The organism is Stenotrophomonas sp. STEN225, from assembly GCF_056756445.1.
In genome coordinates this window covers 248,052-274,671 of record NZ_JBRRBV010000004.1, presented here as the reverse complement: position 1 = coordinate 274,671, position 26,620 = coordinate 248,052, and the positions used below count along the sequence as shown (strand labels likewise).

Annotated in this window: 26 protein-coding genes; 14 read left to right on the top strand and 12 right to left on the bottom strand. The window is 67.7% G+C overall.

Going from position 1 to position 26,620, the window contains the following annotated elements:
• Positions 1–52: 52 nt before the first annotated feature.
• Positions 53–781 (bottom strand): 4-hydroxy-tetrahydrodipicolinate reductase, encoded by a 729-nt coding sequence (gene dapB, locus ACVOJ1_RS06520; protein ID WP_080375328.1) that lies wholly within the window; start codon positions 779–781, stop codon positions 53–55.
• An 89-nt stretch (positions 782–870) separates the two neighbouring features.
• Here dapB and ACVOJ1_RS06515 point away from each other — a divergent pair, with 89 nt between their 5' ends.
• Positions 871–1,632 (top strand): 3-oxoacyl-ACP reductase, encoded by a 762-nt coding sequence (locus tag ACVOJ1_RS06515; RefSeq protein WP_346480163.1) that lies wholly within the window; start codon positions 871–873, stop codon positions 1,630–1,632.
• 42 nt (positions 1,633–1,674) lie between these two features.
• Here ACVOJ1_RS06515 and ACVOJ1_RS06510 read toward each other — a convergent pair whose 3' ends face one another.
• The 3 genes from ACVOJ1_RS06510 to ACVOJ1_RS06500 are packed head-to-tail and all read right to left on the bottom strand — an operon-like array spanning position 1,675 to position 4,042.
• Positions 1,675–1,929, bottom strand: coding sequence for a DUF6587 family protein (locus tag ACVOJ1_RS06510; protein ID WP_065175605.1), 255 nt, complete (start codon positions 1,927–1,929; stop codon positions 1,675–1,677).
• A complete protein-coding gene (feoB, locus tag ACVOJ1_RS06505; protein ID WP_065175604.1) occupies positions 1,929–3,791 on the bottom strand; it encodes a ferrous iron transport protein B in 1,863 nt (620 codons plus the stop codon). The genes ACVOJ1_RS06510 and feoB overlap by 1 nt, the downstream gene beginning before the upstream one ends.
• A complete protein-coding gene (locus ACVOJ1_RS06500; RefSeq protein ID WP_053519514.1) occupies positions 3,788–4,042 on the bottom strand; it encodes a FeoA family protein in 255 nt (84 codons plus the stop codon). The genes feoB and ACVOJ1_RS06500 overlap by 4 nt, the downstream gene beginning before the upstream one ends.
• Positions 4,043–4,161: 119 nt before the next feature.
• Here ACVOJ1_RS06500 and ACVOJ1_RS06495 point away from each other — a divergent pair, with 119 nt between their 5' ends.
• From ACVOJ1_RS06495 to yeiP, 5 genes are all read left to right on the top strand, one after another.
• Entirely contained in the window at positions 4,162–4,950 is a 789-nt protein-coding gene (locus ACVOJ1_RS06495; protein WP_053519513.1) for an enoyl-CoA hydratase/isomerase family protein, read from the top strand.
• A 2-nt stretch (positions 4,951–4,952) separates the two neighbouring features.
• Positions 4,953–5,354: a VOC family protein gene (locus ACVOJ1_RS06490; RefSeq protein WP_065175603.1), complete on the top strand. Its 402-nt coding sequence runs from the start codon at positions 4,953–4,955 to the stop codon at positions 5,352–5,354.
• Entirely contained in the window at positions 5,351–6,244 is an 894-nt protein-coding gene (locus ACVOJ1_RS06485) for a hydroxymethylglutaryl-CoA lyase (RefSeq protein ID WP_065175602.1), read from the top strand. Before ACVOJ1_RS06490 ends, ACVOJ1_RS06485 begins: the two co-directional genes overlap by 4 nt.
• 103 nt (positions 6,245–6,347) lie before the next feature.
• On the top strand, positions 6,348–7,118 hold the full coding sequence (locus ACVOJ1_RS06480) for an SDR family oxidoreductase (protein ID WP_346480162.1): 771 nt from the start codon (positions 6,348–6,350) through the stop codon (positions 7,116–7,118).
• A 48-nt stretch (positions 7,119–7,166) separates the two neighbouring features.
• On the top strand, positions 7,167–7,733 hold the full coding sequence (gene yeiP, locus ACVOJ1_RS06475; protein ID WP_005409468.1) for an elongation factor P-like protein YeiP: 567 nt from the start codon (positions 7,167–7,169) through the stop codon (positions 7,731–7,733).
• Positions 7,734–7,786: 53 nt separating this feature from the next.
• Here the strand turns inward: yeiP and ACVOJ1_RS06470 are convergent, their stop codons facing one another.
• From ACVOJ1_RS06470 to ACVOJ1_RS06455, 4 genes are all read right to left on the bottom strand, one after another.
• On the bottom strand, positions 7,787–8,485 hold the full coding sequence (locus ACVOJ1_RS06470; RefSeq protein WP_053519509.1) for an MliC family protein: 699 nt from the start codon (positions 8,483–8,485) through the stop codon (positions 7,787–7,789).
• A gap of 83 nt (positions 8,486–8,568) precedes the next feature.
• Positions 8,569–8,961: a nuclear transport factor 2 family protein gene (locus ACVOJ1_RS06465; protein ID WP_065175600.1), complete on the bottom strand. Its 393-nt coding sequence runs from the start codon at positions 8,959–8,961 to the stop codon at positions 8,569–8,571.
• Complete coding sequence (locus ACVOJ1_RS06460; RefSeq protein WP_111186468.1) at positions 8,948–12,091, bottom strand: multidrug efflux RND transporter permease subunit; 3,144 nt, start codon at positions 12,089–12,091, stop codon at positions 8,948–8,950. The genes ACVOJ1_RS06465 and ACVOJ1_RS06460 overlap by 14 nt, the downstream gene beginning before the upstream one ends.
• A 36-nt stretch (positions 12,092–12,127) precedes the next feature.
• Positions 12,128–13,276, bottom strand: coding sequence for an efflux RND transporter periplasmic adaptor subunit (locus tag ACVOJ1_RS06455; protein WP_346480161.1), 1,149 nt, complete (start codon positions 13,274–13,276; stop codon positions 12,128–12,130).
• Between the two features lie 129 nt (positions 13,277–13,405).
• Between ACVOJ1_RS06455 and ACVOJ1_RS06450 the strand changes: the two genes are divergently transcribed.
• Both ACVOJ1_RS06450 and ACVOJ1_RS06445 read left to right on the top strand, forming a co-directional pair.
• Complete coding sequence (locus tag ACVOJ1_RS06450; RefSeq protein WP_196769946.1) at positions 13,406–14,122, top strand: response regulator; 717 nt, start codon at positions 13,406–13,408, stop codon at positions 14,120–14,122.
• A complete protein-coding gene (locus ACVOJ1_RS06445) occupies positions 14,122–15,189 on the top strand; it encodes an ATP-binding protein (RefSeq protein WP_197571285.1) in 1,068 nt (355 codons plus the stop codon). Before ACVOJ1_RS06450 ends, ACVOJ1_RS06445 begins: the two co-directional genes overlap by 1 nt.
• On the opposite strand, the gene ACVOJ1_RS06440 is transcribed toward ACVOJ1_RS06445, so the two are convergent.
• The 3 genes from ACVOJ1_RS06440 to ACVOJ1_RS06430 all read right to left on the bottom strand — a co-directional run bounded on the left by ACVOJ1_RS06440 (position 15,167) and on the right by ACVOJ1_RS06430 (position 18,817).
• Positions 15,167–17,056: a DUF7844 domain-containing protein gene (locus ACVOJ1_RS06440; RefSeq protein ID WP_445394524.1), complete on the bottom strand. Its 1,890-nt coding sequence runs from the start codon at positions 17,054–17,056 to the stop codon at positions 15,167–15,169. The genes ACVOJ1_RS06445 and ACVOJ1_RS06440 overlap by 23 nt on opposite strands.
• A gap of 10 nt (positions 17,057–17,066) precedes the next feature.
• On the bottom strand, positions 17,067–17,366 hold the full coding sequence (locus ACVOJ1_RS06435) for a DUF2388 domain-containing protein (RefSeq protein WP_053519503.1): 300 nt from the start codon (positions 17,364–17,366) through the stop codon (positions 17,067–17,069).
• A gap of 62 nt (positions 17,367–17,428) precedes the next feature.
• Positions 17,429–18,817 carry an FAD-binding oxidoreductase gene (locus ACVOJ1_RS06430; protein ID WP_053519502.1) on the bottom strand — a complete coding sequence of 463 codons (1,389 nt, stop codon included), beginning with the start codon at positions 18,815–18,817 and terminating at the stop codon, positions 17,429–17,431.
• A 171-nt stretch (positions 18,818–18,988) separates the two neighbouring features.
• On the opposite strand from ACVOJ1_RS06430, the gene serA reads away from it, so the two are divergent.
• Complete coding sequence (serA, locus tag ACVOJ1_RS06425; protein WP_053519501.1) at positions 18,989–20,230, top strand: phosphoglycerate dehydrogenase; 1,242 nt, start codon at positions 18,989–18,991, stop codon at positions 20,228–20,230.
• A 94-nt stretch (positions 20,231–20,324) separates the two neighbouring features.
• On the opposite strand, the gene ACVOJ1_RS06420 is transcribed toward serA, so the two are convergent.
• Positions 20,325–20,939 carry an NUDIX hydrolase gene (locus tag ACVOJ1_RS06420; RefSeq protein WP_081279755.1) on the bottom strand — a complete coding sequence of 205 codons (615 nt, stop codon included), beginning with the start codon at positions 20,937–20,939 and terminating at the stop codon, positions 20,325–20,327.
• Between the two features lie 131 nt (positions 20,940–21,070).
• Between ACVOJ1_RS06420 and ACVOJ1_RS06415 the strand changes: the two genes are divergently transcribed.
• From ACVOJ1_RS06415 to mtnC, 5 genes are all read left to right on the top strand, one after another.
• Positions 21,071–22,546 (top strand): amino acid permease, encoded by a 1,476-nt coding sequence (locus ACVOJ1_RS06415; protein WP_053519499.1) that lies wholly within the window; start codon positions 21,071–21,073, stop codon positions 22,544–22,546.
• 91 nt (positions 22,547–22,637) lie between these two features.
• The gene (locus tag ACVOJ1_RS06410) at positions 22,638–24,065 is read left to right on the top strand and encodes an amino acid permease (RefSeq protein WP_053519498.1); all 1,428 of its coding nucleotides are present in this window, start codon (positions 22,638–22,640) and stop codon (positions 24,063–24,065) included.
• Between the two features lie 566 nt (positions 24,066–24,631).
• Positions 24,632–25,273, top strand: coding sequence for a methylthioribulose 1-phosphate dehydratase (locus tag ACVOJ1_RS06405; protein ID WP_053516701.1), 642 nt, complete (start codon positions 24,632–24,634; stop codon positions 25,271–25,273).
• A 78-nt stretch (positions 25,274–25,351) separates the two neighbouring features.
• A complete protein-coding gene (locus tag ACVOJ1_RS06400; protein WP_053516703.1) occupies positions 25,352–25,909 on the top strand; it encodes a 1,2-dihydroxy-3-keto-5-methylthiopentene dioxygenase in 558 nt (185 codons plus the stop codon).
• 3 nt (positions 25,910–25,912) lie between these two features.
• The gene (gene mtnC, locus ACVOJ1_RS06395; RefSeq protein ID WP_279943014.1) at positions 25,913–26,608 is read left to right on the top strand and encodes an acireductone synthase; all 696 of its coding nucleotides are present in this window, start codon (positions 25,913–25,915) and stop codon (positions 26,606–26,608) included.
• The last annotated feature ends 12 nt before the right edge of the window (positions 26,609–26,620 follow it).

Here is a 26,620-nt window from a genome sequence, read left to right as displayed (position 1 = left end):
GGCCATGCCCGGCGGAACTAACGAGCCGCCGGGCATGGCCCGGCGCTACCGGTTAACGGGGTCCGTCCAGCAGGTCGCGCACCCGGTAGCTCCCGGGCGCCCGCCCCTGCAGCTGGCGTGCGGCGAACAGCGCACCGCGGGCGAAGATGTCGCGGTTGGTCGCCCGGTGGACCAGTTCGATGCGCTCGCCCAGGCCGGTGAACTGCACCAGATGCTCACCCACGATATCGCCGGCCCGCAGGCTGGCGTACTGCGGATCCGCCCCACCCCGCTGCGCGGCTGCGCCCAGGGTCAGTGCCGTTCCCGAGGGCGCATCCTTCTTCTGCGTATGGTGCGATTCCACGATGTCGCAGTCCCAGCCCGACAGGGCCTGCGCAGCACGCTCGACCAGCTCGTCCAGCACCGCGACACCGAGGCTGAAGTTCGAAGCCCACACCAGCGGAATGCGCGCCGCGGCGGCGTCCAGCGCCTGGCGCTGCGCACTGGAGATGCCGGTGGTACCCGATACCAGGCCTGCGCCGCGTTCAACGCACAGGGCCAGCATCGCATCGAAGCCTTCCGGCAGGCTGAAGTCGATGGCCACATCGAATGCCGGCGCCCCTGCCAGCTCGCTGGCGGCAAAGAACGGCACTCCGTCGACCACCCGCTGGGCCGGCGCGCGGCCGGTCACCGCCGCCACGATCTGCAGGGTTTCGGGATGATCGGCGGCCAGCCGCAGCAGGGCCTGGCCCATGCGCCCGGAAGCGCCGTGAATGAGCAATCGCAGGGGAGTCTGGTTCATGCCCCGCAGGCTAGCGGCAGCATGCCCGGTCCGGCAAGCATCATCGCTGCTACGCTGCAGGACTCTTCATGCAATGGACCGCATTTCCCATGCAGATCAGCGAACAGCTGGTACTGGTCACCGGCGCTGGCCGCGGCCTTGGCCAGCATATCGCCCGCGCATTCGCCGCGCAGGGTGCCCGGGTCATCATCAACTACCACCGCAGCGAGGCGGCCGCACGTGCATTGGCGGTGGAGCTGGGCGGGCAGGCACTCGCGCTCCGCGCCGACGTCACCGACCGGAGCCAGATCGAGGCACTCCTGCAGCAGGCGCTGGCGCATTTCGGCCAGGGCGTGACCACTGTGGTCAACAATGCATTGGCCGATTTCTCCTTCAATGGTGATGCGCGCGACGGCGCCGCCGACATTGGCTGGCCGGCGTTCCAGGCGCAGTTCGAAGGCAGCGTGCGCGGCGCGCTCAACACCGTGCAGGCCGCCCTGCCCGGCATGCAGGCGCGCGGTTTCGGCCGCATCATCAACATCGGCACCAATCTGTTCCAGAACCCGGTGGTGCCCTATCACGACTACACGGCCGCCAAAGCCGCCCTGCTTTCGCTGACCCGCACCCTGGCCGGCGACCTGGGGCCGCAGGGCATCACCGTCAACATGCTGTCCGGTGGCCTGCTGCGCAGCACCGACGCCAGCGCCGCGACACCGCAGGCGGTGTTCGATTACATCGCCGCCAACACGCCACTGCGCAGCGTGACCACGCCGGCCGAGTTCGCCGACGCCGCGCTGTTCTTCGCCAGCCCCTGGGCGCGCGCGGTGACCGGCCAGAATCTGGTGGTGGACGGTGGGCTGGTGCGGGATTGAGGCTTCGGCGAGCGCAGCAGCCCCCGCTCTCTCCCGGCATCGTCAGTGCTGCTTCGGCGGCGTCGGCCCGCAGCTGTCGCAGCCACCACAGGCACCGCCGCCGCCACTGACAGGCGGCGCGATCCTGCGGCCCAGCGCCTGCAGCCAGCCGGCGCGGCCGGGCTTGAGCAGCGCCAGTGCCAAGGCACCGCGCATCCTGCGCACGGTGCCGGGGAACTGCTTTTTCAGTACGACCCACGCGCTGACCAGCACGGCCAGCGCAACGAGCAGGTACTGGAGCAGCAGTCCTGCGTCCATCAGCCGCCTCCCAGCGCCACGGTCACCTGGTAGGTGATCAGCGCTGCAACGTAGGCCGCTGCGAACAGGTAGAACGCCGCGAAACCCATCTTCTTCCACGAGTTGGTCTCACGCTTGATGGTGGCCAGCGTGGAGATGCACATCGGCGCATAGATGAACCACACCAGCAGCGACAGGCCCGTGGCCAGCGACCAGCCATCGGCCACCACCGGCGTGAGCGCCGAGATCGCCGCATCGTCGTCGGCCGCGGACAGCGCGTACACCGTCGCCAGCGAGGAAACCGCCACTTCACGCGCGGCCAGGCCCGGAATCAGTGCGATGCAGATCTGCCAGTTGAAACCCAGCGGGGCGAAAACCGCGGTCATCGCATGACCGATGCGGCCGGCGTAGCTGTAATCGATGGCCGGCAGCGTGGCGTCGGCGGGCGCACCGGGGAACGACAGCAGGAACCACAGCAGCACGGTCAACGCCAGGATGATGCCGCCCACGCGCCGCAGGAAGATCATGCCACGCTCATACAGGCCGACTGCCAGATCACGCGGATGCGGAATACGGTACGAGGGCAGCTCCAGCATCAACGGATGCTCGCTCTTGTCGCGGCGCCACTTCTTCATGACCCACGACATCGCCAGCGCGCTGAGGATGCCGGCCACGTACAGTCCGAACAGCACCAGGCCCTGCTGGTTGAAGATGCCGACCTTGCCATCGGGAATGAAGGCGGCGATCAGCAGGGCATACACCGGCAGGCGGGCCGAACAGGTCATCAGCGGCGCCACCAGGATCGTCGCCAGCCGGTCGCGTGGATCCTGGATGCTGCGGGTGGCCATGATGCCCGGCACCGCGCAGGCGAAGCTGGACAGCAGCGGGATGAACGAACGCCCCGACAGGCCGGCCGCGGCCATCAGCCGATCGAGCAGGAACGCTGCACGTGGCAGGTAGCCGGACTCTTCCAGCGCGAGGATGAACGCGAACAGGATCAGGATCTGCGGCAGGAACACCACCACGCCTCCCAGGCCGGCGATGATGCCGTCGGTCAGCAGGCTGGTCAGCGGCCCCTCCGGCAGCGCGCCACCGACCACCTCGCCCAGCCAGCCGAAGCCGGCCTCGATGCCATCCATCAGCGGTGTCGCCCAGGCGAACACCGCCTGGAAGATCAGGAACATCACCACGACCAGCGTCACCAGTCCGAACACCGGATGCAGCAGCCAGCGGTCAAGCGTGTCGTCGATCTTCGCGGTGCGTGCCGGCATGCGCACGGCCACCGCCAGGATGTCACGTACCCGGGCGTGGTAGTCGATGCCGTCCTCGGCCGGCGGCATCGGCGCATCCAGGTGCGGCACCATGCGGTCCAGGCGCTCGACCAGCGCACGCGCGCCCTGCTTGCGTACCGCCACGGTCTCGACCACCGGCACGCCCAGCTCGCGCTCCAGCGCTGCCACGTCCAGTTGGATGCCACGGCGCTCGGCCGCATCCACCATGTTCAGCGCCACCACCATCGGTTTGCCCAACTCGCGCAGTTCCAGTGCGAAGCGCAGGTGCAGGCGCAGGTTGGTGGCATCGATCACGCACAGCAGCACGTCCGGCGCGGCCTCGCCCGGATAGAAGCCCCGGCACAGGTCGCGGGTGATCGCCTCGTCCAGGCTCGCCGGGTGCAGGCTGTACGCACCCGGCAGGTCAAGCACGGCGAACTCGCGGCCGGAGGGTGCGCGCAGGCGTCCTTCCTTGCGCTCGACGGTCACGCCGGTGTAATTGGCGACCTTCTGCCGGCTGCCGGTCAGCTGGTTGAACAGGGCGGTCTTGCCGCTGTTCGGGTTACCGACCAGCGCGATGCGCAGGGGGGCGGCAGTGGCGGATGCGGTCATGCACGTCTTTCCTGGCTGGCAGCGTCGATCACGACGCGCTTGGCTTCACTGATACGCAGTGCGAAACGGGTGAACCCGACCTGCACCAGCAACGGCTCTCCCCCCAGTGGGCCCTTGGCCACCAGGCGGACCTCCTCGCCCTTGACGAAGCCCAGCTCGCGCAGGCGGCGGGCAATGGCATCGTTGGCATGCAGGTCCTGCACGGAGTCGACCACGGCCGAGGTATGCAGGGGCAGTTCGGACAGCGTCATCTAGCCTGTTCTCTGCTGGATGTAAATGGTTCTCGATTCTAACATTCCCGCGTCGCGTCATGGCCCATGACCAATGGCCCGCTATGATCCATACAGGTATGGAGTGACCCTGGAATCCCATGAACGATGCTTTGCAGATCGAGCGCAGTGGCGCCGTCCTCACCCTCTGGCTGAACCGGCCGGAGCTGCACAACGCCTTCGATGCCGGCCTGATCGCCCGGCTGACCGCCGCGCTGGAGGCGGCCGGGCGGGAAGACGCGGTGCGCGCGGTGGTGGTGGCCGGCCACGGCGCATCCTTCTCGGCCGGTGCCGACCTGCAGTGGATGCGGGGCATGGCCGCCGCCAGCGAGGCTGACAACCGCGAGGATTCTCTGGCCCTGGCGCGCCTGATGCGCACCCTGGACGAACTGCCCAAGCCGACCCTGGCCCGGGTCCACGGTGCCGCCTTCGGCGGGGGTGTCGGCCTGGTCGCCTGCTGCGACATCGCCATCGCCAGCACCAGCGCCCGGTTCGGCCTGACCGAAAGCCGCCTTGGCCTGCTGCCGGCCGTGATCTCACCGTACGTGATCGAGGCGATCGGGCCGCGTCAGGCCCGCCGCTGGTTCGCGACCGGCGAGCACTTCGACGCCGACACCGCGCTGCGCATCGGCCTGGTGCACCAGCTGGTGGAACCGGAGCGGCTGGACGAGGCGGTGCAGCGCCAGCTGGCCCTGCTCGACAAGGCCGGCCCGATCGCCTCAGCGTCGGCCAAGCGCCTGGTCCGGCAGGTCCGTGACAGCCATGACCGCGATGCGCTCGACCGCGACAATGCCGCCCTGATCGCGCGCCTGCGGGTCTCGGCCGAGGGTCAGGAAGGCCTGGGCGCCTTCCTCGACAAGCGCGCCCCCCATTGGGTCACGGAGGCCTGAACATGCTCGATCATCTTGGTTTGACCAGCGCCGACCTGGCGCGCAGCAGGGCGTTCTTCAGCCAGGCACTGGCCCCACTGCAGATCGGCGTGGTGATGGAGGTCACCGCGGAGCAGACCGGCACCCATGACCAGGTCGGCTTCGGCCGCGATGGCAAGCCGTTCTTCTGGATCGGCAATGGCGGCAGCGTCAGCCATGGCGTGCACGTCGCCTTCGCCTGTACCGGCCGCGCGCAGGTGGACGCGTTCCATGCCGCCGCCCTGGCCGCCGGAGGACGCGACAATGGTGGTCCCGGCGTACGTCCCTGGTATCACCCGAACTACTACGCCGCCTTCGTGCTCGACCCGGACGGCAACAACATCGAGGCGGTCTGCCAGCGCCCCGCTGCGGAGACGGAGGCATGAGCGACTACGTCCGCATCGTCGAGGTCGGCCCGCGGGACGGCCTGCAGAACGAAAAGCAACCGGTCTCTACGGCCGACAAGATCGAGCTGATCAACCGCCTGTCGGCCACCGGCCTGCGCAGCATCGAAGCGACCAGTTTCGTCAGCCCGAAGTGGGTGCCGCAGCTGGCGGATGCCGCTGAGGTCTATGCCGGCATCCAGCGCCGGCCCGGCATCCACTATCCAGTGCTGGTACCGAATGAACAGGGCTACGAGCGGGCGCTCGCGGTCGGCGTGGAGGAAGTGGCGGTGTTCACGGCCGCCTCCGAGGCGTTCAACCGCACCAACACCAACGCCGGCATCGACGAGTCGCTGGCCCGCTTCGAGCCGATCCTGCGCCGCGCCGCCGCCGATGGCGTACGGGTACGCGGCTATGTCTCCACCGTGCTGGGGTGTCCCTACCAGGGCGAGGTCCCCCTAGCCGATGTGGTGCGGGTGGCGCGCGCCCTGCACCAGATGGGCTGCTATGAGATCTCGCTGGGCGACACGATCGGCGTCGGCACGCCGCGCAAGGCGCGGGCGATGCTGCAGGCAGTCGCCACGGAGATCCCGATGAGCGCGCTGGCCGTGCACTTCCATGACACCTACGGGCAGGCCATTGCCAACATCGCCACCTGCCTGGAAGAAGGCGTGCGCGTGGTCGACAGCGCCGTCTCCGGCGCGGGCGGCTGCCCTTACGCGAAAGGCGCCAGCGGCAACGTCGCCAGCGAGGACGTGGTCTATCTGCTGCAGGGCCTTGGCCTGGACAGCGGGGTGGACCTGCCGGCGCTGGCGGAAACCGGTCGTTGGCTGGCCGGCCTGCTCGGGCGTGCGACCGCCAGCCGCACCGGCCAGGCCCTCGCGGCCGTCTGATCCATCAGGGCGCGTCGCCCGGGCTCCGGGCGGCGCGGTGCACAACGGCAGCGGTCGTGGCTTCCGTTAGAATCGGCGGTTCTCGAACCTGCAGGACCGTGCAATGCAGCTGTCTTCCGTACGTGCCGTGATCACCGGCGGCGTTTCCGGCCTTGGCCTGGCCGTGGCCGAGCACCTCGTCGTCCAAGGCGGCAAGGTGGCCCTGTTCGACCTCAACGACGACAAAGGCAGCGCCGCCGTCGCCGCGCTGGGTGCCGACAACGCCCGCTATTTCAACGTCAACGTCAGTGATGAAGCTGCCGTGGCGGCGGCCATCGACCAGGCCCACGATTTCCTCGGCAGCCTCAACGTGGCGATGAACTGCGCCGGCATCCTCGGCGCGGGCCGTGTGCTCGGCAAGGAAGGACCGATGCCGCTGGCCGGCTTCCAGGGCACGGTGATGGTCAACCTGGTCGGCAGCTTCAACGTGGCCAAGGCCGCCGCCAACCGCATGCAGCACAACGAGGCCGGCGCCGATGGCGAACGGGGTGTCATCATCAACACCGCCAGCATCGCCGCCTATGAGGGCCAGATCGGCCAGGCCGCGTACGCCGCCAGCAAGGGCGGTGTGGTGTCGATGACGCTGCCGATGGCCCGCGAGCTCTCGCGCTTCGGCATCCGCGTCAACACCATCGCCCCGGGCGTGTTCTGGACACCGATGGTCGATGGCATGCCCGAAGCCGTACAGCAGTCGCTTGCCGCCTCGATCCCGTTCCCGTCGCGGCTGGGCAAGCCGGAGGATTTCGCCAGCCTGGTCGGCTTCATCCTCGGCAACACCTACCTCAATGGCGAGACCATCCGCCTGGACGGCGCTACCCGCCTCGCTCCGAAGTGATTCCCCCGGGCGCCGGGACGGCGTCCACCCCCAACGACCCAGATCACCATGAAAGCCAACGACATCAAGAAGGGCAACGTCGTCGAGTACAACAACGGCGTCTACCAGATCCGCGACATCGAGCGCAGCTCCCCGCAGGGCCGGGGTGGCAACGTCCGCTTCCGCTTCATCATGTACAGCGTGCCGGGCGGCAACAAGCTCGATGCCAGCTTCGATGCCGACGACAATCTGGTCGAGGTCGAACTGCTGCGCCGCCAGTCCACCTATTCGTACAAGGATGGCGATGCATTCGTCTTCCTCGATGACGAGGACTACACCCCCTACACCCTGGATGCGGACGTCATCGGCGACGACGCCGGCTACATCACCGATGGCCTGACCGGCATCTACGTGCAGGTGATCGACGAGCAGCCGGTGGCCATCCAGTTGCCGGCCTCGGTGGTGCTGGAAGTGATCGAGACCCCGCCGGAACTGAAGGGCGGCACCGCCACCAAGCGTCCCAAGCCGGCCAAGCTCAATACCGGTATCGAGATCATGGTGCCGGAGTACATCGTCAATGGCGAACGCGTGCTGGTGAACACTGCCACCGGCGAGTTCGCAGGCCGCGCGGACTGAGCTGACCGCACGCGCCTGGCAGAGCCGAGCCCCGCTCGGCTCTGCCGACCAACTTACGGCTGCCTGGCGCCGAAATTGCCACACCCATGGTACTGGCGCGTGCCGACGGTCAGCATCGCCTTCGCCTCGAATGGCTCGCCGCTCATGTCGTCCGTGCACGTCGTGCGCTGGAAGGTGAGCTTGATGTCGGTACCGTCCGCAGCCTTGCCACTCCACCCGTCCGCCCCCTGGTTGGGCGCGCCCACGTCGAAGTGCCGCTGGCCATAATCGACCTGCACCTGCAGGCCGGGCGTGTCACCGTCGACCACCGCGAGCCAGCCCGGTTCGTTGCCGGTCGCCCTGAACGCGGCAGCACCGGCACGGCCGTCGCCTTCCGTGGTCTCCACAGCGCGGCACTCGCGGTCCACTTCGCCCTTCAGGCTGAGCAGCCCGTCGTCGTGGCCCTTCGTCCAGAAACTGTTGCCCTGCCCGTCGCCGTACTTCGCCCCCGAAGCAGCACGCTCGGAGGTCATGGCGAACGTGCGATCCCCGATCACCACGGTGGCTGCGTCCTCGCCGTTGAACGTCGCACGCACGGCCAGATCGCCACACTGATAGGCCGTCTGGCTGGCGGTCGAGTTCGTGGACAGCGGCTGCGGCTCCGGCGGCGCCGGGTCAGCCGTGCCACCTGCTGCGGCAGGCGGCGTCGATGGCTGGCAGGCCGCCAGCACCAGGGCCAGCGAAGCCGTCGACAGACTGGAAACTACACGCATGACTCGACTCCTTGTCGACCGTACTTAAGATAACCACCCTATCATCCGGCGATGAGCCGGCGCTGAAACCGATGTGATCGCGTTCACGCCGCGAGCACCGTCATCGACAGCAGCTGCGCGCCCTCCCCGCCGGAACTACAGGCCCAGACCCGCAACAGACGCATCCGCAATGCCTGCTCCTGCCCGTGCCGGACGACCACCATCTGCACCGGGCTGGACAGCAGCGCCAGCCGACCGCACAGCAGGGTGTCCACCGCCTGCAGATGCAGCGCCCGCACCTGCAGGTGCCCGCCCAACCAGTCATCCAGCCAGGGCAGATCAAACAGACGCCCGCCATCGCCATCCATCATGAACATCGCCGGCGACAACAGCAGCGACAGTGCCTGCCGATCACCCTCGATCAGGGCCTTGCACAGGCGCCGTTCCAGCGCCTTCAGCTGCACGTCGTGCAGCCTTTGACCGTTATCCGTTCCCATCCACAGATCCTTCCGGCAGTGGCCGGCGCCTGCGCAGGCGCCGCGCGATCCGTTGCCGCACCCCCTGCACCACCACATAGAACACCGGCACGAAGAACACCGCGAGCACGGTCGCGCTGACCATGCCACCGAACACACCGGTACCGATTGCCTGCTGTGTTTCCTTCGAGGCACCCTGCGCCACCATCAAAGGCACCACGCCGAGCGCGAACGCCAGCGACGTCATCACGATGGGCCGCAGGCGCAGGCGCGCTGCCTCCACGGCCGCTTCCACCAGCCCGCGTCCCTGCTGCTGCAGCTGTCGCGCGAACTCGACGATCAGGATCGCGTTCTTCGCCGACAGGCCGATCACCGTGATCATGCCGACCTTGAAGAAAACGTCGTTGGGCATGCCCCGCAGCAGCACCGCCGCTACGGCTCCCAGCAGGCCCAGCGGCACCACCAGCATCACCGCCATTGGTATGGACCAGCTCTCGTACAGCGCCGCCAGGACCAGGAACACCACCAGCATCGACAGCAGCAGCAACCACGGGGCCTGCGCGCCGGACTCGCGCTCCTGCAGCGACTGACTGGTCCACTGCAGTGCGAAGCCCGCCGGCAGCTGCCGGGCCAGGCGCTCCATCTCGTCCATCGCCTGCCCGGTGGAAACGCCCGACGCGGGCGCGCCGGACAGATTCAATGCCGGGAAGCCGAGATAGCGCTGCAGCTGCAGGGGCGCTTCCGTCCACTGCGGATCGACCAGCTCCGACAGCGCCACCATGCCCCCTTCGCTGTTGCGGACATACAGCTTGAGCACGTCGCCCAGCTCCATCCGGTACGGCGCATCCGCCTGGACGATGACCTGCTGCAGCCGTCCCTTGTTCGGAAAGTCGTTGACGTATTGCGAGCCCATTGCCGCCGACAGCGTTCCGCTGATCTCGCTGAACGCCACGCCCATCGCCTCGGCCTTGGCGCGATCGATGTCAAGCCGGACGCTGGTACCTGCGGGCATTCCATCGGCATGCACATCGGACAGCAGTGTGCTGGCCTGGGCCAGCTGCAGCAGCTGCTGGAGGGCAGCGCGCAGCTCGGCCTGGGTCTGCCCGGTCCGCGCCTGCAGCGCCAGCGAGAAGCCTGACGAGCGGCCGAGGCTGTCGATGGCCGGCGGCATCACGCTCATGACTTCGCCCTCGACCAGCGTCGACATCGCCTTCCGTACCGCCTCCACCTCGCCGGCAGCCGTCGCACCGGCACGCTCCCCCCAATCCTTCAGCATCGTGTAGGCCAGTGCAGCACTCGGCCCCGAGCCGGAGAAGCTGTACCCGAGGATCGACTGGTTGGATGCAACGCCGGGGCGCGAGGCCACGTGACGTTCGTACGCTTCAACGACGGCAAGCGTGCGCTCGGTGGTCGCCTCGGCCGGCAGCTGGATCGAGGTCATGAAGTACCCCTGGTCCTCCTCCGGCAGGAATGCCCCGGGCAACCCGTTCAGGCCCAGCAGAAGCGCTGCCACCAGTGCGACGAACACCCCCATCACGCGCCCGCTTCGCTGCAGCACAGCGGCCACGCCACGCTGGTAGCGGCCGGTCATCCGCTCGAAGCCGCGGTTGAAGGCGCCGAACAGGCCACTGCGGCCATGATGCCCGCGTGTACTTCCGCGCAGCAGCGTGGCGCACAGTGCAGGCGTGAGGCTGAGCGCCAGCAGTGCGGAGAACAGGATCGATACCGACATCGCGACGGTGAACTGACGGTAGATCGCGCCTACCGAACCACTGGCGAACGCCATCGGAATGAACACCGCGGTCAGTACCAGGGTGATGCCGATTACCGCGCCGGTCAGTTCGCGCATTGCCTTGATCGTCGCCTCGCGGGGTGGCAACCCCTCCTCGGCCATGATCCGTTCCACGCCTTCGACCACCACGATCGCATCATCGACGATGATGCCGATCGCCAGCACCATGCCGAACATGGTGAGGACGTTGATCGAGAACCCCAGCGCCAGCATCGCCGCGAACGTACCCAGCAGCGCAATCGGCGCGACCATGGCAGGTATCAGCGTATAGCGCCAGTTCTGCAGGAACAGGTACATCACCGCGAACACCAGCAGCATGGCCTCCAGCAGTGTCTGCACTACTTTGCGGATCGAGATGCTGACGAAGGGTGCGGTATCAAACGGAATGCTCGCCTCGACACCACGCGGCAGCAGCGGCGCCAGCTCGGCCATCCTTTCGCGCACCGCTGCCGCAGTGCGTACGGCGTTCGCTCCGGGCCGCAGCTGGACGCCCGCCGCCGTCGCAGGCTGACCATCCTCTCGGGTACCCCAGGCGTAGCTCTGCGCCCCCAGTTCGACCCGGGCGACGTCACCCAGCAGTACCCGCGAGCCATCCGCCCGCGCACGCAGCACGATCGAAGCGAACTGCGCGGGCGTGGACAGCTGGCCATCGGCGGTCAGCGGCACGGTCAGGCGCTGGCCGGGCAGACCGGGGGAGTCGCCGATGCGACCCGGTGCGATCTCCAGGTTCTGCTGCTCGATGGCGCTGGCAACGTCACCGATGGTCAGGCCGTACCCGGTCAGCCGCGTGGGATCGAGCCAGACGCGCATCGCCTGCTCCGCGCCGAACAGCTGCACGCGACCGACACCGTCGATGCGGCGCAGTTCCTCGATGATGTTGCGCGCCATGAAGTCACCCAGCGCGGCCTCGCTGACGCTGGCATCCGGCGAACGCAGGCCGACCAGCATCAGGAAACCGGAATCGGCCGCCTCCACGTACAGCCCGTTCTGGCGCACGCTGCGCGGCAACCGCGGCTCGATCGCCTTGATCCGGTTCTGCACATCGACCTGGGCCAGTTCGGGGATGGTTCCCGGCTGGAAGGTCGCCGTGATCGACGCCTCCCCGGAGGTATCCACCGACGATTCGAAGTACAGCAGGTGCTTGACGCTGGACAGTTCGCGCTCGATCAGCGCGACCACCGCATCGTTCAATGTCTGCGGGCTTGCGCCTGGATAGCTCGCATAGATGCTGACACTGGGCGGAGCGACTGCCGGGTAGCGCTCCACAGCCAACCGCGGAATCGCCAGGACACCGGCAAGGATGATGAAGATCGCCAGCACCCAGGCGAACACCGGGCGATCGATGAAGAAACGTGCCATGTTGGATTTTCCTGGATCGGCCGGGTCCTGGCGGACTCAGCCCTGACGACCTGACGGTGCAGCCCCGGCAATGGCGACGGGCCGTGACCAGTCGTGCATCTGGACCACCACGCCCTCCTGCAGGCGCTCCTGGCCTTCGACGACCACCTTCTCGCCCGCCTTCAGGCCATTCCGGACCAGCCACTGCCGATCCACGCTGCCATCGATCTCCAGCGTGCGGATCACCGCCTTGCCGTCACTGCCGACCACCCAGGCGTAGGCCTGACCACCGGCACTGCGCAGTACGGCCTGCTGCGGCAGAACCAGCGCACTGGACGGAGCACCGCGCGGCACTCTTGCCCGTACGTACATTCCGGGCAGCAGCTGGCGCTGCGGGTTGTTCACCAGGATGCGCAGCATCACATCGCCCGTACGTGCATCGACGTTGATGCCGGAGAACAGCAGCTCGCCACGTTCCGACAACGGCCGGCCCGCCGGGCCGATGATCGCCACCGACGACTGTCCACCGCTCGCGGCGCTGCGCTGCAGCGACTCCAGCTGGGACGCAGGCTGGCGAACATCCACGTAGACCTGGTCGATCTGCTGCACCACCGCCATCGGCTCGGCATCGGCCACGCCGACCAGCGCTCCCTCGGTCACCCATGCCTGATCGATGCGTCCGCTGATCGGCGCGCTGACCGTCGCATAGCGCAGGTCCAGCTGGCGGCGGGCAAGAATCGCCCGGGCTTCATTCACCGCGGCGCGCGCCTGCTCGTACTCGGCGCTGGCGTCGTCGCGATGCTGCTGGCTGACGGCCTGCGCCGCCGCCAGGGCGTGCAGCCGCTGCGACTGCACACGGCTGCGGGCAAGCGCCGCCTCGCTGCGCTGCAGGGCCGCCAGCGCCGAATCGACGTCCGCACGGAAGGCCGCCGGATCGATCTGGAACAACGCCTGCCCGGCGGTGACTTCGGCCCCCTGCTCGAACAGGCGACGCTGCACGATGCCGCCGACCTGCGCACGGATCTGTGCGGTACGCACGGCCGTCACGCGGCCCGGCAGCTCATCGTCGCGCTGCACGACCTGTGGGCCGACGGTGACCACACTCACGCGCGGTGCGGGTTCGGGGCTGGCTTCGGGCGAGGAACAGGCCGTCATGGCCAAGGCGAGGACCGCGATCAACGCGGCCGGGGTCCTGAAGGTTCTCATTGCTGTGCACAATGCCGCAGGCGCGGCGGATAGGTCATGAAGCGCGCAGTCTGCGCGGCGATGATGGGGTTTCGATGGAGGAAGTGTGGAGATACGATGGAGGCAAGCACCTTATGGCCTGATCCACGCATGCACGCCTCCACTGCCCTCGCCGCCCTGGTCCTGATCGTGGAGGACGAGGCCGAGATCGCCGACATCCTCACTGCCTATCTTGAACGTGAGGGCCTGCGCACCCTGCGCGCCGGCGACGGCCACAGTGCACTGGACCTGCACCGCAACATGCGTCCGGACCTGGTCCTGCTGGATGTACAACTGCCGCGGCTGGACGGATGGAGCGTGCTGAGCCAGCTGCGCCAGCGCGGGGAAACGCCGGTGATCATGCTGACCGCGCTCGACCAGGACCTGGACAAGCTGACCGCGCTGCGCATGGGTGCCGACGACTACGTGGTCAAACCGTTCAACCCGGCCGAGGTGGCTGCGCGCGTGCGCGCGGTGCTGCGGCGGACGCTCAGATCCTCACGCGTGGATGCACCGGCGGCACTGCGCATCGGGCAGCTGCTGATCGATCCGGCAACCCATGCCGTGCATGTGGAGGGCGATGGCTACAGCCATGAAGTCCTGCTGACGCTGACCGAGTTCAAGCTGCTGCACTGCATGGCCCTGGCACCGACCCGCATCTTCAGCCGCAGCGAACTGATGCATGAATGCCTGCCTGAGAGTGAAGCGCTGGAGCGCACGGTCGACAGCCATGTCAGCAAGCTGCGCCGCAAGCTGGACGACGTGGGCATGGTCAACATCCCGGGCAGCGTGCGCGGCGTCGGTTACCGCCTGATGGCCGACCGCTGATGCGCCGGTCCGGGCTCAGCCGGCACATCGTCGTCTCGATGTCGCTGATGGTGATCGGCGTCATCGTGATGATGATCCTCTCGTCCTGGCTGCTGTATGCGGTGCTGGTCGAGTTTTCGCCGGCCAGTACGGTCGAGCCGGAGAGCTGGCTGCCCACCGGTCCCGAACTGGCCTGGATGGTCGGTGTCATCCTGACCGGGCTGGCCCTTGCGATCGCCGCATCGTTCCGCCTCGCCCACCGTATCCTGTCCCCGTTGAATTCGCTCGTCGACAGCGTGCGCGCGCTGGCCAGCGGCGACCTGGGCGCACGCGCCAGCGCCGACGGCAACTCTCCCGGCGAGGTCGCCGCGCTGGTCGACGACTTCAACGCGATGGCGCGCCGCCTGCAGCACATGGAAAGCGAACGGATGATGTGGCACGCCGCCATCGCCCACGAACTGCGCACGCCGGTCACCATCCTGCGCGGTCGCCTGCAGGGCCTGGCCGAAGGCGTGTTCCACCCCGACGAATCGCAGTTCCGCAGCCTGCTGGCGCAGGTGGAAGGGCTGTCGCGGCTGATCGAGGATCTGCGCGTGCTGAGCCTGGCGGACAACGCCCGGCTGGACGTGCGCCGCGCCCGTACCGATGTGGTGGCCGAAGTGCACTCGGTGATGACCCTGGTCGATCCCCAGTTCCGCGCGGCCGGCTTCGTGCTGGAACTGGAGACCAGCCGCGAGGAGCACAACGCCCACTGCGATCCGACCCGCCTGCGGCAGGCGCTTCTTGCGTTGCTGGAGAACGCACGGCGCTACGCCAGCCCGGGCCGGGTGCGGATTGCCGTGCATGACACCCCGGGACACGTGCAGGTTGCCATCGAGGATGAGGGCCCCGGCATCGATCCGGCACTGCACGCGGACATCTTCAGCCCCTTCATGCGCGCCGACGGTTCACGTTCGCGCCAGGGCGGTGGCAGCGGCCTGGGCCTGGCCGTGGTCAAGGCCATCGCCGATGCACATGGCGGAAAGGTCTACTGCGCGCCCGGTGACAGTGGCGGCAGCCGCTTCGTCATCGAACTGCCGCGTCAGTAGGCGTCGCCTGCCGTCGCAGGCGCTCACCCAGCGCCGCCAGGTTCGCATCGATGTCATCGAGCTCACCCCGCTGCGACGGCGGCAGCTGCTGCCGCAGCTGCATGCGCAGGGTCTGCCATGCCGGCACCGCCTGGGCGCTGGCCAGCGCAACGCGGTCGGCCAGCAGTACCTGTTCCTCGGGCAGCGGCAAGCCGTAGCCGCCGTCCGCCAGCAGCTCCCCGGGACGCAGCCACTGCCCGCTCAGGTCCAGCAGTTCACGCAGACTGCGTGCCTCAGCGCTCTCCGGCGCCGCCAGCAGACCGCGCTTCAGCACGTCACGCGCGCGCAGCTCCGCGCGTCGCTGCGCGGCCTGTTCCAGCAGCAGCAGGCCAGCACTCGCGCGCAGATCACCCTGCAGCAGCCAGGGGCCGCGTTCGCGCGCGGGCAGCTTCAGCCATGCGCGCACGTCGCGCGCGGGCAAGGCGAGCTGGGTGGCAGCCACCGAAAAAAGCTGCTGGTAATGATCACGCGCGGAGGCGAAGTAATACCCCTGGGCCTGCGCACCCGCCCGATCCGCCAGGACCTGGTCGTCCAGAACATGCAGCCGTGCCAGCCGACGCCGCAGTCCCCGCGGGGTGAGCTGGGCGAGCCCGGCCTGGCCGAGCCGAGGCACGCCGGCCTGCAGCAGTTTCGCAGTCTCCACCGCGCAGTTGTTGCTGACGAAGTAGTAGCGTCCGTCGTAGGTCCAATGCACCTGCGCGGTGCGTTCCAGCAGGCTGGCGATTTCTTCGCGCTGCAGGCGCAGGGGCAGTGACTGCAGGCCACGCAGCTCGACCTTGGTGTATTCATCCACCACCTGCTGCAGCGGCAGCACGAACAGGCGCGACGGATAGTCGCCGGTCAGGCCACGCCAGTTGGAAATCTGCACATCGCCCACGAACGCGCGGAAGGACAGTACGCGGTGATGTTCGAGATCCAGTCGGCACGCTGGTCCCGGCGTCCGGCCCGGCCGGCAGATGACCAGCCGCAGCATGCTGTGGCCCCAGCGGCTCATCGGCTGCCGGCTGCCTTCAGCGAACAGGTAGTCCACCGCATAGACGCGCGCGGGATCCAGCTGCAGCAACGAGGCTGCCCCCTCCTCCGCTTCGGCCTGCAGCAATGGGAGGGTCGCGTGACAGTGCGGGCGTGGCAGCGATGGCGGCGTGCCGAAATGCGCCCGGTACCACTGCGCCAGGGCTGGACGGCGGCAGGCGAACGCACCATCGAGCAGGAAATGCTCGGCATTCACTGCCAGGTACTCGGCCGCATCCGTCAGCTCGTAGGGATCCGGGCTGCGGTCACGGAAATCATTGTCACCGCGACCCAGATGCCACGGCCTGCGCTGCCAGCCGGACAGATCGCGCCAGCGCGCGCTGCGCGACCAGCCTGCACCGTTGCGGTCGGCAACGTGGGCCAGTTCGTGCACCAGCGCGCTGCGTCGCGCGCGGCGGGCGCCGGGCACCTCCTCATCCAGCAGGTCGCGACGCAGCGACACGCGTCCGCCAAAGGCCCGACCGTGCACATCGGCCGGCAGGGCCTCACTCCAGCGCACCTGCACCTGCGGCGGCAACGCGCGCAGCAGCCCCTCGGGCAGCAGCGACTGCACGTCGGCCAGGGTCTGCCGGGCCAGCCGTTGTTGTGTTGGGTCCAGGCCTGCGGGGTCCAGCTGCAGGCGGTCGGTCGCATGCGCCACCGGTATCGCCAGCCACGCCAATGCGATACCCCATCCTGCATGCAGGGCACGCTTGGACAGCGCCGGGTCGCGGCCGGCATCTGCTGCTGCCCGCGTACGCAAGACGTTCAGCCGTGCATCGGCCGGCGCCACGGCAAGCGAAACCGCGGGCGGCATGCGGCCCGGATCAACGCGCCAGCAGGGCGCGCGCCAGTTCCAGATCGCTCTGCTGCTGCGCGGCAGCGTCCTGCTCGCGCAGATGGACCAGCGCGGCCTGCAGGCGCGCGCCACGGATCTGGCCGTCGCTGGCGACAAAGGCCGCGGCATCATCGCGCGCTGCGCGCACGACCTTGTCGTCACCCGAGCTGCTGCCCGACGAGCCGGACGATGCACCGGTTGCCGAACCGGCCGAGGTGCCGGCGAAGCTGGAAGCGAAGCCGGCCAGCGGCAGGGACAGCAGGGCAATCAGCAGGAACGGTCGGATCATCGGTCGCAGGCCGGTTGAAGGAATGGGTGGAGCGTAACGGGTGCGTGAAGGGTTTGCCCAGATCAGGCGTCGAACAGCTTGCCCGGGTTCAGCCGCCCTTCGGGATCGAACGCACGCTTGACCGCCTTCATCAACGCGATTTCCGCCGGCCCGCGCGTGCTGTCCAGGTAACCCTTCTTGACCAGGCCGATCCCGTGTTCGGCCGAAATGCTGCCATCGAAACGCGCCAGCACCTGCGCCAGCAGCTTGGTCACCTGCTCGCACTGGGCAAGGAACTCGGCGTCGCTGGTGTCGTCCGGCTTCAGCACGTTGATGTGCAGGTTGCCGTCGCCGATATGGCCGAACCAGACCACATCGAAGTGTGGATAAGCTTGGCCGATCAGCGCCTGGGTCTCGGCCAGGAATGCCGGCATCGCCGAGATACGCACCGAGACGTCATTCTTGTAGGGCTTGTAGCGCGCCAGTGATTCGGTGATGCCCTCCCGCAGGCGCCACAGCTGGGCCGCCTGTGCGTCGCTGGCGCTGATCACGCCGTCGCTGACCCAGCCGTTGCCCATGCAGTCCTCGAAGGCCGCCATGGCCGCGGCTTCCTGTGCCTCGTCATTGGCAGCGAACTCGGTCACGACATAGTACGGATGCACTTCGTCGAACGGCGCCTGCGCACCATGTGCCAGCACGTGTTCCAGCGCCCGGTCGGTGAAGAACTCGAACGCCTGCAGCTGCAGGCGCGCACGGAAGGCGGCGAATACCTGCATCAGCACCTCGAAGCTGGGCAACGCCAGCAGCATCACGTTGCTGGCCGGCGGGGGATCGGTCAGCTTCACCGTCGCCTCGACGATCACGCCCAGCGTGCCTTCTGAACCGATCAGCAGCTGGCGGAAGTCGTAGCCGCTGGAGTTCTTGATCAGGCCCTTGTTCAATTCCAGCAGCTCGCCGCTGGCAGTGACCACCTTCAACCCGGCGATCCATTCACGGGTGTTGCCGTACCGGATCACGCGGATGCCGCCGGCATTGGTGGCGATGTTGCCGCCGATCGAACACGATCCGCGCGCGGCGAAGTCGACCGGATAGATCAATCCATGCTCCAGCGCGGCGTTGTGCAGCGCTTCGAGCGGCATGCCGGCCTGTACCACCAGGGTCCGGTCGACCGCGTCGTAGGCCAGGGCCTTGTTCATCCGTTCCAGGCTCAGCACCAGTTCGCCGTGGGCGGCTACCGCGCCGCCGGACAGCCCGGTACGGCCGCCGGAGGGCACGACCGCAACCGCTTCGGCCGCGCTCCAGCGCATCACCGCCTGCACCTCCTCGACCGTGGCCGGCAGCGCGATCGCCAGCGGCGCCGGCGTCCAGCGCCGGGTCCAGTCGCGACCGTAATGCTCCAGGTCGGATGGGTCGGTCTTCAGCTTCAGGCCGGGACAGGCCTGCAGCAGCGAGGCAATGCGGGAATCGGTCATGTCGGTCCAGCGCGGTGCGTGACGAACGGGCAAGCGTGCCAGTGGCACGCGCCAGCGTCCAGCCCCGCAGTGCCGCACAGATAGCTACGGATGCAACCAATTGCGCACTGCACCATGGGCGGTCCGATCTGGCATAGTGGTCAGCCCCTGTCCCACTGGCCGTGTTGCCCCATGTCGCCGAAGAAGACCTCGTTCCCGAAGCAGGATATCCGCGTGCTGTTGCTGGAGGGGGTCAGCCAGACCGCCGTGGAGGTATTCAGCGCCGCCGGCTACAGCCAGATCGAGGCGCACACCAAGGCGCTGCCCGAGGACGAACTGAAGGCGCGCATCGCCGAGGCGCATATCGTCGGCATCCGTTCGCGCACCCAGCTCAGCGCCGAGGTGCTGGCCGAGGCCAAGCGCCTGATCGCGGTGGGCTGCTTCTGCATCGGCACCAACCAGGTCGATCTGGACGCGGCCGAGCTGGCCGGCATCCCGGTGTTCAACGCGCCCTATTCCAACACCCGCAGCGTGGCCGAACTGGTGATCGCCGAGGCGATCATGCTGACCCGTGGCATCCCGCAGAAGAACGCTGAATGCCACCGCGGCGGCTGGTCGAAGTCCGCCAGCGGCAGCCATGAGGTACGGGGCAAGACGCTGGGCATCATCGGCTACGGCCACATCGGCACCCAGGTCGGCGTGCTGGCCGAATCGCTGGGCATGCAGGTGATCTTCCACGACGTGGAAACCAAGCTGGCGCTGGGCAATGCGCGTGCCGCGGCCAGCCTGGACGACCTGCTGGCACGTGCCGACATCGTTACCCTGCACGTGCCGGAGACCCCGGCCACGCAGTGGATGATCGGCAGCACCGAGCTGGCGAAGATGCGCAAGGGCGCGCACCTGATCAATGCGGCGCGCGGCACCGTGGTCGACATCGATGCGCTGGACGCAGCGCTGGCCAGCGGCCATGTCGGTGGGGCTGCACTGGATGTGTTCCCGGTGGAGCCGAAGGGCAACGGCGACATCTTCGAATCACCGCTGACCCGCCACGACAACGTGATCCTGACCCCGCATGTCGGCGGCAGCACGCTGGAAGCGCAGGACAACATCGGCGTGGAAGTCGCCGCCAAGCTGGTGCGCTACAGCGACAACGGCAGCACCCTGTCGGCGGTCAATTTCCCGGAAGTGACCCTGCCCGAACACGAAGACAGCCTGCGCCTGCTGCACATCCACCAGAACGTGCCGGGCGTGCTGTCCAAGGTCAACGAGATCTTCTCGCGCCACAACGTCAACATCGACGGCCAGTTCCTGCGCACGGACCCGAAGGTGGGTTACGTGGTGATCGACATCACCGCCAGCGAGGAGCAGGCCGCCGCGGTGCGCGAAGAACTGGCGGCCATTCCGGGCACGTTGCGCACCCGCATCCTGTATTGATTGAAGGTTCGCCGGGCACGGCCCGGCGCTACCCACGCGATCACGGTAGCGCCGGGCGATGCCCGGCGGCCCGCGCATGAGGTGGACGTCCCCGTCAGCGCGCCAACCACCGGCGCGCCATGCGCTGCATCGATTCGTCCGATTCCGGATCGGCCGCGACTTCGGTCACCGGCCGCCAGGCCAGGTCCAGCGATTCCTCGCTGAGCACGAAGTCCTCGCCCCCCAGCGCCCGGATCACGAAGCGCACGTCGTAGTGCCAATGCCCCGGCACGTCCCCGCGTTCAGGGATCCAATGCTTGTCCAGGTCGAAGATCGCCGGATCGTCCAGCACCAGCCCGGACAGCCCCGACTCCTCCTCTGCCTCCTTCAGCGCCACCCGGGCCAGGTCGCGGTCGCCGTCGGCGTGGCCGCCCAGCTGCAGCCAGCGCTGCAGCTTGCGGTGGTGGGTCAGCAGCAGGCGCTGGCCATCGGCGCTGACCAGCCAGCAGCTGGCGGTGAAGTGGCCGGCCAACCGCTCGCGCCGGAACGGATCTTCCGGATCGTCCAGCAATGTGCCGAATTCGGCAGCCAGGGCGTCGTGGGCGGGCTCGAGGCGCGCATGGTCCCGCAGCAGACTGCGCAGGCGATCATCAAGCGCGGCAAGGGTTTCGGCGGTGTGGCTCATGAATGGGGGTGGTTCGGAAAAATACTGTTCATTATCGCCGCTCATTGTTGCGATTGCGCTTGTGCGTTGGCTTCAGCTTTGGCTAAGGTACAGCGGGCCGTTCGCGCGGCCTTCACCATTCAGGGCTGCCGGCAACGTATCGACGGCCCCCAAACCGATCATTAGGGAAGTACTGCATGCTGAAAGCTCTGTTGAGGGTCAAGCCGGTGCAACCGGCCGGGCACGTCGATGCCGGCGAACCCATCGAAGGCAGCCTGGACGGCGAAGCCACGCTGAAACGGACCCTCACGGCGAAACACCTGATCCTGCTTGGCGTAGGGGCGGTGATCGGTGCAGGCATCTTCGTACTGACCGGTCAGGCCGCGGCCAACCACGCCGGCCCGGCAGTGATGCTCTCGTTCGTCTTCGCCGGCATCGCATGTGCACTCGCCGGCCTGTGCTACGCCGAGTTCGCCGCGATGATGCCGGTATCGGGCAGCGCCTACTCCTACTCCTACGCCACGCTCGGCGAGGGCATGGCCTGGTTCATCGGCTGGTGTCTGGTACTGGAGTACCTGTTCGCCTCGGCCTCGGTCGCGGTGGGCTGGTCGGCCTACCTGATCAGTTTCATCACCACCACGCTGCACATGCCGTTCCCTGACGCACTCAGTGCGGCACCGATCGCATGGACCGGCAGCGAGTTCATCTCTTCCGGCAAGCTGTTCAACCTGCCGGCGGTCCTGATCGTCGCTGCGGTCTCGGGCCTGCTGTATGTCGGCGTGACCCAGTCGGCCTTCGTCAACGCCATCATCGTGGCCATCAAGGTCACCGTGATCTGCCTGTTCATCGGCTTCGGCGCCGCCCACATCGATCCGGCCAACTGGCAGCCCTTCATTCCGGAAAACACCGGCGTATCCGGCGAGTTCGGCTGGAGCGGCGTGTTCCGTGCCGCCACCATCGTGTTCTTCGCCTATATCGGCTTCGACGCGGTTTCCACCGCAGCCGGCGAAACCAAGGACCCGCAGCGCAACATGCCGATCGGCCTGCTCGGGTCGCTGGCCGTGTGCACCCTCGTCTACATCATCGTCTGCGCCGTGCTGACCGGCATGATGCCGTATCACCTGCTGGGCACCGACAAGCCCGTGGCCACCGCGCTGGAGCCCTATGCCAGCCTGTCCTGGCTGAAGACCGCAGTCGAGATCGGCGCCATCGCCGGCCTGTCCTCGGTGGTGCTGGTGATGATGATGGGCCAGACCCGCATCGCCTACACGATCTCCCGCGACGGCCTGCTGCCGAAGTTCTTCGGCAAGGTCCATGCCCGCTTCCGCACCCCATACTGGGCCACGATCGTGGTCGGTGTGATCGCTGCGGCACTGGCCGGCCTGATGCCGCTGAACGTGCTGGGCGAACTGGTCTCGATGGGTACCCTGCTGGCGTTCGCGACCGTATGCATCGGCGTGCTGGTTCTGCGCTATACCCGTCCGGAGCTGCATCGTCCGTTCCGCGTACCGGTGGTGTGGATCATCTGCCCGCTGGGCGCGGCGGCCTGCCTGTTCCTGTTCTGGCAGGCCTTCGTGGTGCACTGGCATCTGTTCGTCGGCTGGACCGTGCTGGGCCTGCTGATCTACTTCGGCTACGGCATGCGCAACAGCAAGCTGGCCAAGTCCGCCTGAACCTGCGGGCCGGCCCTGCGCCGGCCCGTCTGCTCCTGCCAGTGTTTCCGCCCGCGCGCCCACCCGGCGCGCATCGACAAGATCCCCACACATGTTCAAGCAACTCTGGGCCACCAAGCACCCGCATGCCGCCCATGAAGACGCCAATGGCCTGAGCCTGCGCCGCCACCTCGGACCCTGGGGGTTGACCGCCCTGGGCATCGGCGCAGTGATCGGCGGCGGCATCTTCGTCATCACCGGGCAGGCCGCAGCCAACCATGCCGGCCCGGCCATCATGCTGTCCTTCGTGCTGGCCGCCATCTGCTGCGCGTTCTGCGCCATGGCCTACGCCGAGTTCGCCTCGATGGTGCCGGTCTCGGGCAGCGCCTATACCTACACCTATGCCACCTTCGGCGAGCTCTCGGCCTGGTTCATCGGCTGGATGCTGGTGCTGGAGTACGGCGTGTCCGCCTCGGCAGTGGCGGTCAGCTGGACCGGCTACTTCCTCAGCCTGCTCAGTCACTTCGACATCCACCTGCCGGCCGCGCTGGTGAGCGCACCGCTGGACGGGCAGCTGCGCCCGACCGGCGCGATCGCCAACCTGCCCGCGGCCATCCTGGTGCTGCTGCTGACCTGGCTGTGCTACGTGGGCATCAGCAAGTCCTCGGCCATGAACATGGCCATGGTGGTGCTCAAGACCGGCCTGATCGTGCTGGTGATCGTGGTTGGCTGGAAGTACGTCGATCCGGCCAACTGGACCCCGTTCATTCCGGAGAACCAGGGGCCCGGCAAGTACGGCATGGAGGGCGTGCTGCGCGGCGCTGCCATGGTGTTCTTCGCCTATATCGGTTTCGAGGCGGTCTCGGTGGCGGCACAGGAGTCACACCGTCCGCAGCGCGACATGCCGATCGGCATGATGCTCTCGCTGGTGGTCTGCACGGTGCTGTACATCGCCATGGCGGCCGTCATGACCGGCCTGGTGCCGTACACCCTGCTCGGCACCGATGAGCCGGTGGTCACCGCCGTCGCGGCGCATCCCCAGCTGGGCTGGCTGCGGGTGGTGGTGGAAATCGGGGCGCTGGTCGGCCTTTCTTCGGTCGTACTGGTGATGGTGATCGCGCAGCCGCGCATCTTCATGATCATGGGTCGCGATGGCCTGCTGCCGCCCGTGTTCACCCGAATCCATCCGAAGTACCGCACTCCGCATATCAATACGGTCATCACCGGAATCGGCATCGCCCTGCTGGCTGCGCTGTTCCCGCTGGACGTGCTCGGCGAACTGACCTCGATGGGCACGCTGATCGCCTTCGCGGCGGTGTGTGCGGGCGTGCTGATCCTGCGCCGCACCCAACCGGACCTGCCGCGCCCGTTCCGCATGCCGATGGCGTGGCTGATCTGCAGCCTGGGCGTGCTCAGCTGCCTGGCGCTGCTGTCGGCGATGACCATGCACAACTGGATGCTGATGGGCGTGTGGACGTTCTTCGGGTTCGTGATCTATTTCTGCTACGGCTTCCGGCACAGCCGCCTGCGGGTGAAGTAAGGGGTTCTGCATTGCAGGGCCTGCGGCCCTGCACCCGCCGTTGAAGCCGGAGCAACGGCAACGGCAACAGCAACAGCGGGGCCGAGGGTTTGGCGGGACGGGTTGGGTTCGCGGGGGACGCCGTGAATCCATCCCTGGAGGCTTGGCCGCGGCATCCATGCCGCGGACACCCCCGCGAACCCAACCCGCCCCACCTCCGACAGTCTCCCGGCGCGTCTGGTTGGTCCACGTCATGCGTGGATGAATTCGTCCAGGAGATGAATTTTCGTAGGTCGATGAATCCTCTGTAGAGCGGAGCCATGCTCCGCTCCGAGCAAGTGCAGCGAAGCGACCCGCTTTTCGCTTTTCCTTCTTCACTCCGTGGCTGACGCGCACGGAACCTGTCCGTGGCCGGGCGGGTGGGCTGTGCAGGGGTGTCCGCGGCAGGGATGCCGCGGCCAAGCCCCCAAGGATGGGTTTACGGCGTCCCCTGCACAGCCCACCCGCCCGGCCAAAGCAAGAAATCCCGCCCGGCGAGACAGCCAAGAGGGGCTCAGCCGTTGGCCGAATCCAGTAAAATCGCCCGCATGAACGCCGCCCCCCTCCCCTACGACACCGCGCGCCTGAGCGAGCTCGCCCAGCTGCTGATCGACAACGTCCGCGAACTGGCCCAGGCCGGCTGGACCCCGGCCACCAGCAGCAACTTCTCCCATCGCCTCGACGACCGCCATGCGGCAATCACCGTCTCCGGCAAGGACAAGGGGCGGCTGATCGAGGACGACATCATGGTCGTGGACTTCGATGGCCAGGCCGTCGGCCGTCCGCTGCGCCCGTCCGCCGAGACGCTGCTGCACACGCAGCTGTACCGGCGTTTCCCGGAAGTCGGCTGCGTCCTGCACACGCATTCGCCGGTGCAGACCGTCGCCTCGCGCCTGTATGCACCGCAGGGGCACATCCGCCTGGAAGGCTATGAGCTGCTGAAAGCCTTTGCCGGCAACAGCACGCACGAGATGGCCATCGACGTTCCGGTGTTCGCCAACACCCAGGACATGAACGTGCTGTCGGCCCAGGTCGAGGATCTGCTGGACCGCCAGACGCTGTGGGGCTACCTGATCGATGGCCACGGCCTGTACGCCTGGGGCCGCGACATGGCCGAAGCGCGCCGCCACCTTGAGGCATTCGAGTTCCTGCTGCACTGCGAACTGGAACTGCGCAGGCTGCGTGGCTGAGCAGATTCCAAACCGCAATCTGCGCCCGCCCGCCACCCTGCTACCCTGTCCTCCCCCCGAGACGTTCAAGCTGCCGCCATGAGCCGACTGCGCATCTACGACGACACCCGCCCCGAATCCCCGCTGCTGGACAGCCAGGACGGCGCCATCATCGCTGCCGAGCTGCAGAAGATCGGCGTGACCTTCGAGCGCTGGCAGGCCACCGCACCGGTCGCGCCGGGCGCCAGCCAGGACGAGGTGTTCGCCGCTTACCGCGCCGACATCGATCGCCTGGTCGCCGAACGCGGCTTCAAGAGCGTGGATGTTGCGTCGATCGCGCCGGACAATCCCAACCGCGCCGAGCTGCGCAGGAAGTTCCTCGACGAGCACTTCCACAAGGAAGACGAAGTGCGCTTCTTCGTTGCCGGCTCGGGGCTGTTCACCCTGCACGTGGGTGACAAGGTCTACGAGATCGAATGCGTGAAGGACGACCTGATCGCCGTGCCCGATGGCACCACGCACTGGTTCGACATGGGCGAGGAGCCGAGTTTCGTGGCCATCCGCTTCTTCACCGAGCCGGATGGCTGGGTCGGCCACTTCACCGGCACCGACATCGCGCAGAAATTCCCCCGTTACGTTCCGACCCAGGCATCCTGATCCATGCAGCCCCGCGTCATCCTGACCGACATCGAAGGCACCACCAGCAGCATCTCGTTCGTCAAGAACGTGCTGTTCCCCTATGCGCGCCAGGCCCTGCCCGGCTTCGTGGCCGAGCATGGCCAGCGACCGGACGTGCGCCGCTGGCTGGATACGGTGGCCAGCGAAATCGGCGGCGCCTGCCAGGACAGCGTGGTCGCCGAGACCCTGCAGGGCTGGATCGACCAGGACCGCAAGCACACGGCGCTGAAGGCGCTGCAGGGCCTGATCTGGGACGCCGGCTATCGCCGTGGCGACTACACCGCGCACTTCTATCCGGAAGTGGCGCCGGTGCTGAAGGGATGGCATGCCTCGGGCCTGCCGCTGTACGTCTACTCCTCCGGTTCGGTGCCGGCGCAGAAGCTGTTTTTCGGTTTCAGCGACGCGGGCGATCTCAGCCCGCTGGTGTCAGGCTGGTTCGACACCGAGATCGGCGGCAAGCGTGAGGCCGACAGTTACCGCCGCATCGTCCAGTCCATCGGCGTGCCGGCAGGCGAGATCCTGTTCCTGTCCGACGTGGTGGAAGAGCTTGATGCCGCGCGCGAGGCGGGTCTGCAGACCCGCCTGCTGGACCGTCTGGACGACTACCCGATGCCGCGCGTCGGCGACGCCGCCCACGGTCACCAGCGGGTCGAGAACTTCCAGCAGATCCAGCTGTAACACGATCCCTTT

Bases quoted from the DNA above. Each gene is read 5' to 3' on its own strand.
- ACVOJ1_RS06435 (WP_053519503.1), bottom strand. From the start codon at position 17,366: ATGATCCGACCGTTCCTGCTGATTGCCCTGCTGTCCCTGCCGCTGGCC.
- ACVOJ1_RS06510 (WP_065175605.1), bottom strand. From the start codon at position 1,929: ATGGACGCAGGACTGCTGCTCCAGTACCTGCTCGTTGCGCTGGCCGTG.
- ACVOJ1_RS06465 (WP_065175600.1), bottom strand. From the start codon at position 8,961: ATGGGAACGGATAACGGTCAAAGGCTGCACGACGTGCAGCTGAAGGCG.
- ACVOJ1_RS06400 (WP_053516703.1), top strand. From the start codon at position 25,352: ATGAGCCGACTGCGCATCTACGACGACACCCGCCCCGAATCCCCGCTG.
- ACVOJ1_RS06440 (WP_445394524.1), bottom strand. From the start codon at position 17,056: ATGCCGCCCGCGGTTTCGCTTGCCGTGGCGCCGGCCGATGCACGGCTG.
- ACVOJ1_RS06480 (WP_346480162.1), top strand. From the start codon at position 6,348: ATGCAGCTGTCTTCCGTACGTGCCGTGATCACCGGCGGCGTTTCCGGC.
- serA (WP_053519501.1), top strand. From the start codon at position 18,989: ATGTCGCCGAAGAAGACCTCGTTCCCGAAGCAGGATATCCGCGTGCTG.
- ACVOJ1_RS06455 (WP_346480161.1), bottom strand. From the start codon at position 13,276: ATGAGAACCTTCAGGACCCCGGCCGCGTTGATCGCGGTCCTCGCCTTG.
- ACVOJ1_RS06515 (WP_346480163.1), top strand. From the start codon at position 871: ATGCAGATCAGCGAACAGCTGGTACTGGTCACCGGCGCTGGCCGCGGC.
- yeiP (WP_005409468.1), top strand. From the start codon at position 7,167: ATGAAAGCCAACGACATCAAGAAGGGCAACGTCGTCGAGTACAACAAC.
- ACVOJ1_RS06500 (WP_053519514.1), bottom strand. From the start codon at position 4,042: ATGACGCTGTCCGAACTGCCCCTGCATACCTCGGCCGTGGTCGACTCC.
- mtnC (WP_279943014.1), top strand. From the start codon at position 25,913: ATGCAGCCCCGCGTCATCCTGACCGACATCGAAGGCACCACCAGCAGC.
- ACVOJ1_RS06430 (WP_053519502.1), bottom strand. From the start codon at position 18,817: ATGACCGATTCCCGCATTGCCTCGCTGCTGCAGGCCTGTCCCGGCCTG.
- ACVOJ1_RS06410 (WP_053519498.1), top strand. From the start codon at position 22,638: ATGTTCAAGCAACTCTGGGCCACCAAGCACCCGCATGCCGCCCATGAA.
- dapB (WP_080375328.1), bottom strand. From the start codon at position 781: ATGAACCAGACTCCCCTGCGATTGCTCATTCACGGCGCTTCCGGGCGC.
- ACVOJ1_RS06460 (WP_111186468.1), bottom strand. From the start codon at position 12,091: ATGGCACGTTTCTTCATCGATCGCCCGGTGTTCGCCTGGGTGCTGGCG.
- ACVOJ1_RS06470 (WP_053519509.1), bottom strand. From the start codon at position 8,485: ATGCGTGTAGTTTCCAGTCTGTCGACGGCTTCGCTGGCCCTGGTGCTG.
- ACVOJ1_RS06420 (WP_081279755.1), bottom strand. From the start codon at position 20,939: ATGAGCGGCGATAATGAACAGTATTTTTCCGAACCACCCCCATTCATG.
- ACVOJ1_RS06485 (WP_065175602.1), top strand. From the start codon at position 5,351: ATGAGCGACTACGTCCGCATCGTCGAGGTCGGCCCGCGGGACGGCCTG.
- ACVOJ1_RS06490 (WP_065175603.1), top strand. From the start codon at position 4,953: ATGCTCGATCATCTTGGTTTGACCAGCGCCGACCTGGCGCGCAGCAGG.
- ACVOJ1_RS06405 (WP_053516701.1), top strand. From the start codon at position 24,632: ATGAACGCCGCCCCCCTCCCCTACGACACCGCGCGCCTGAGCGAGCTC.
- ACVOJ1_RS06495 (WP_053519513.1), top strand. From the start codon at position 4,162: ATGAACGATGCTTTGCAGATCGAGCGCAGTGGCGCCGTCCTCACCCTC.
- ACVOJ1_RS06415 (WP_053519499.1), top strand. From the start codon at position 21,071: ATGCTGAAAGCTCTGTTGAGGGTCAAGCCGGTGCAACCGGCCGGGCAC.
- ACVOJ1_RS06445 (WP_197571285.1), top strand. From the start codon at position 14,122: ATGCGCCGGTCCGGGCTCAGCCGGCACATCGTCGTCTCGATGTCGCTG.
- ACVOJ1_RS06450 (WP_196769946.1), top strand. From the start codon at position 13,406: ATGCACGCCTCCACTGCCCTCGCCGCCCTGGTCCTGATCGTGGAGGAC.
- feoB (WP_065175604.1), bottom strand. From the start codon at position 3,791: ATGACCGCATCCGCCACTGCCGCCCCCCTGCGCATCGCGCTGGTCGGT.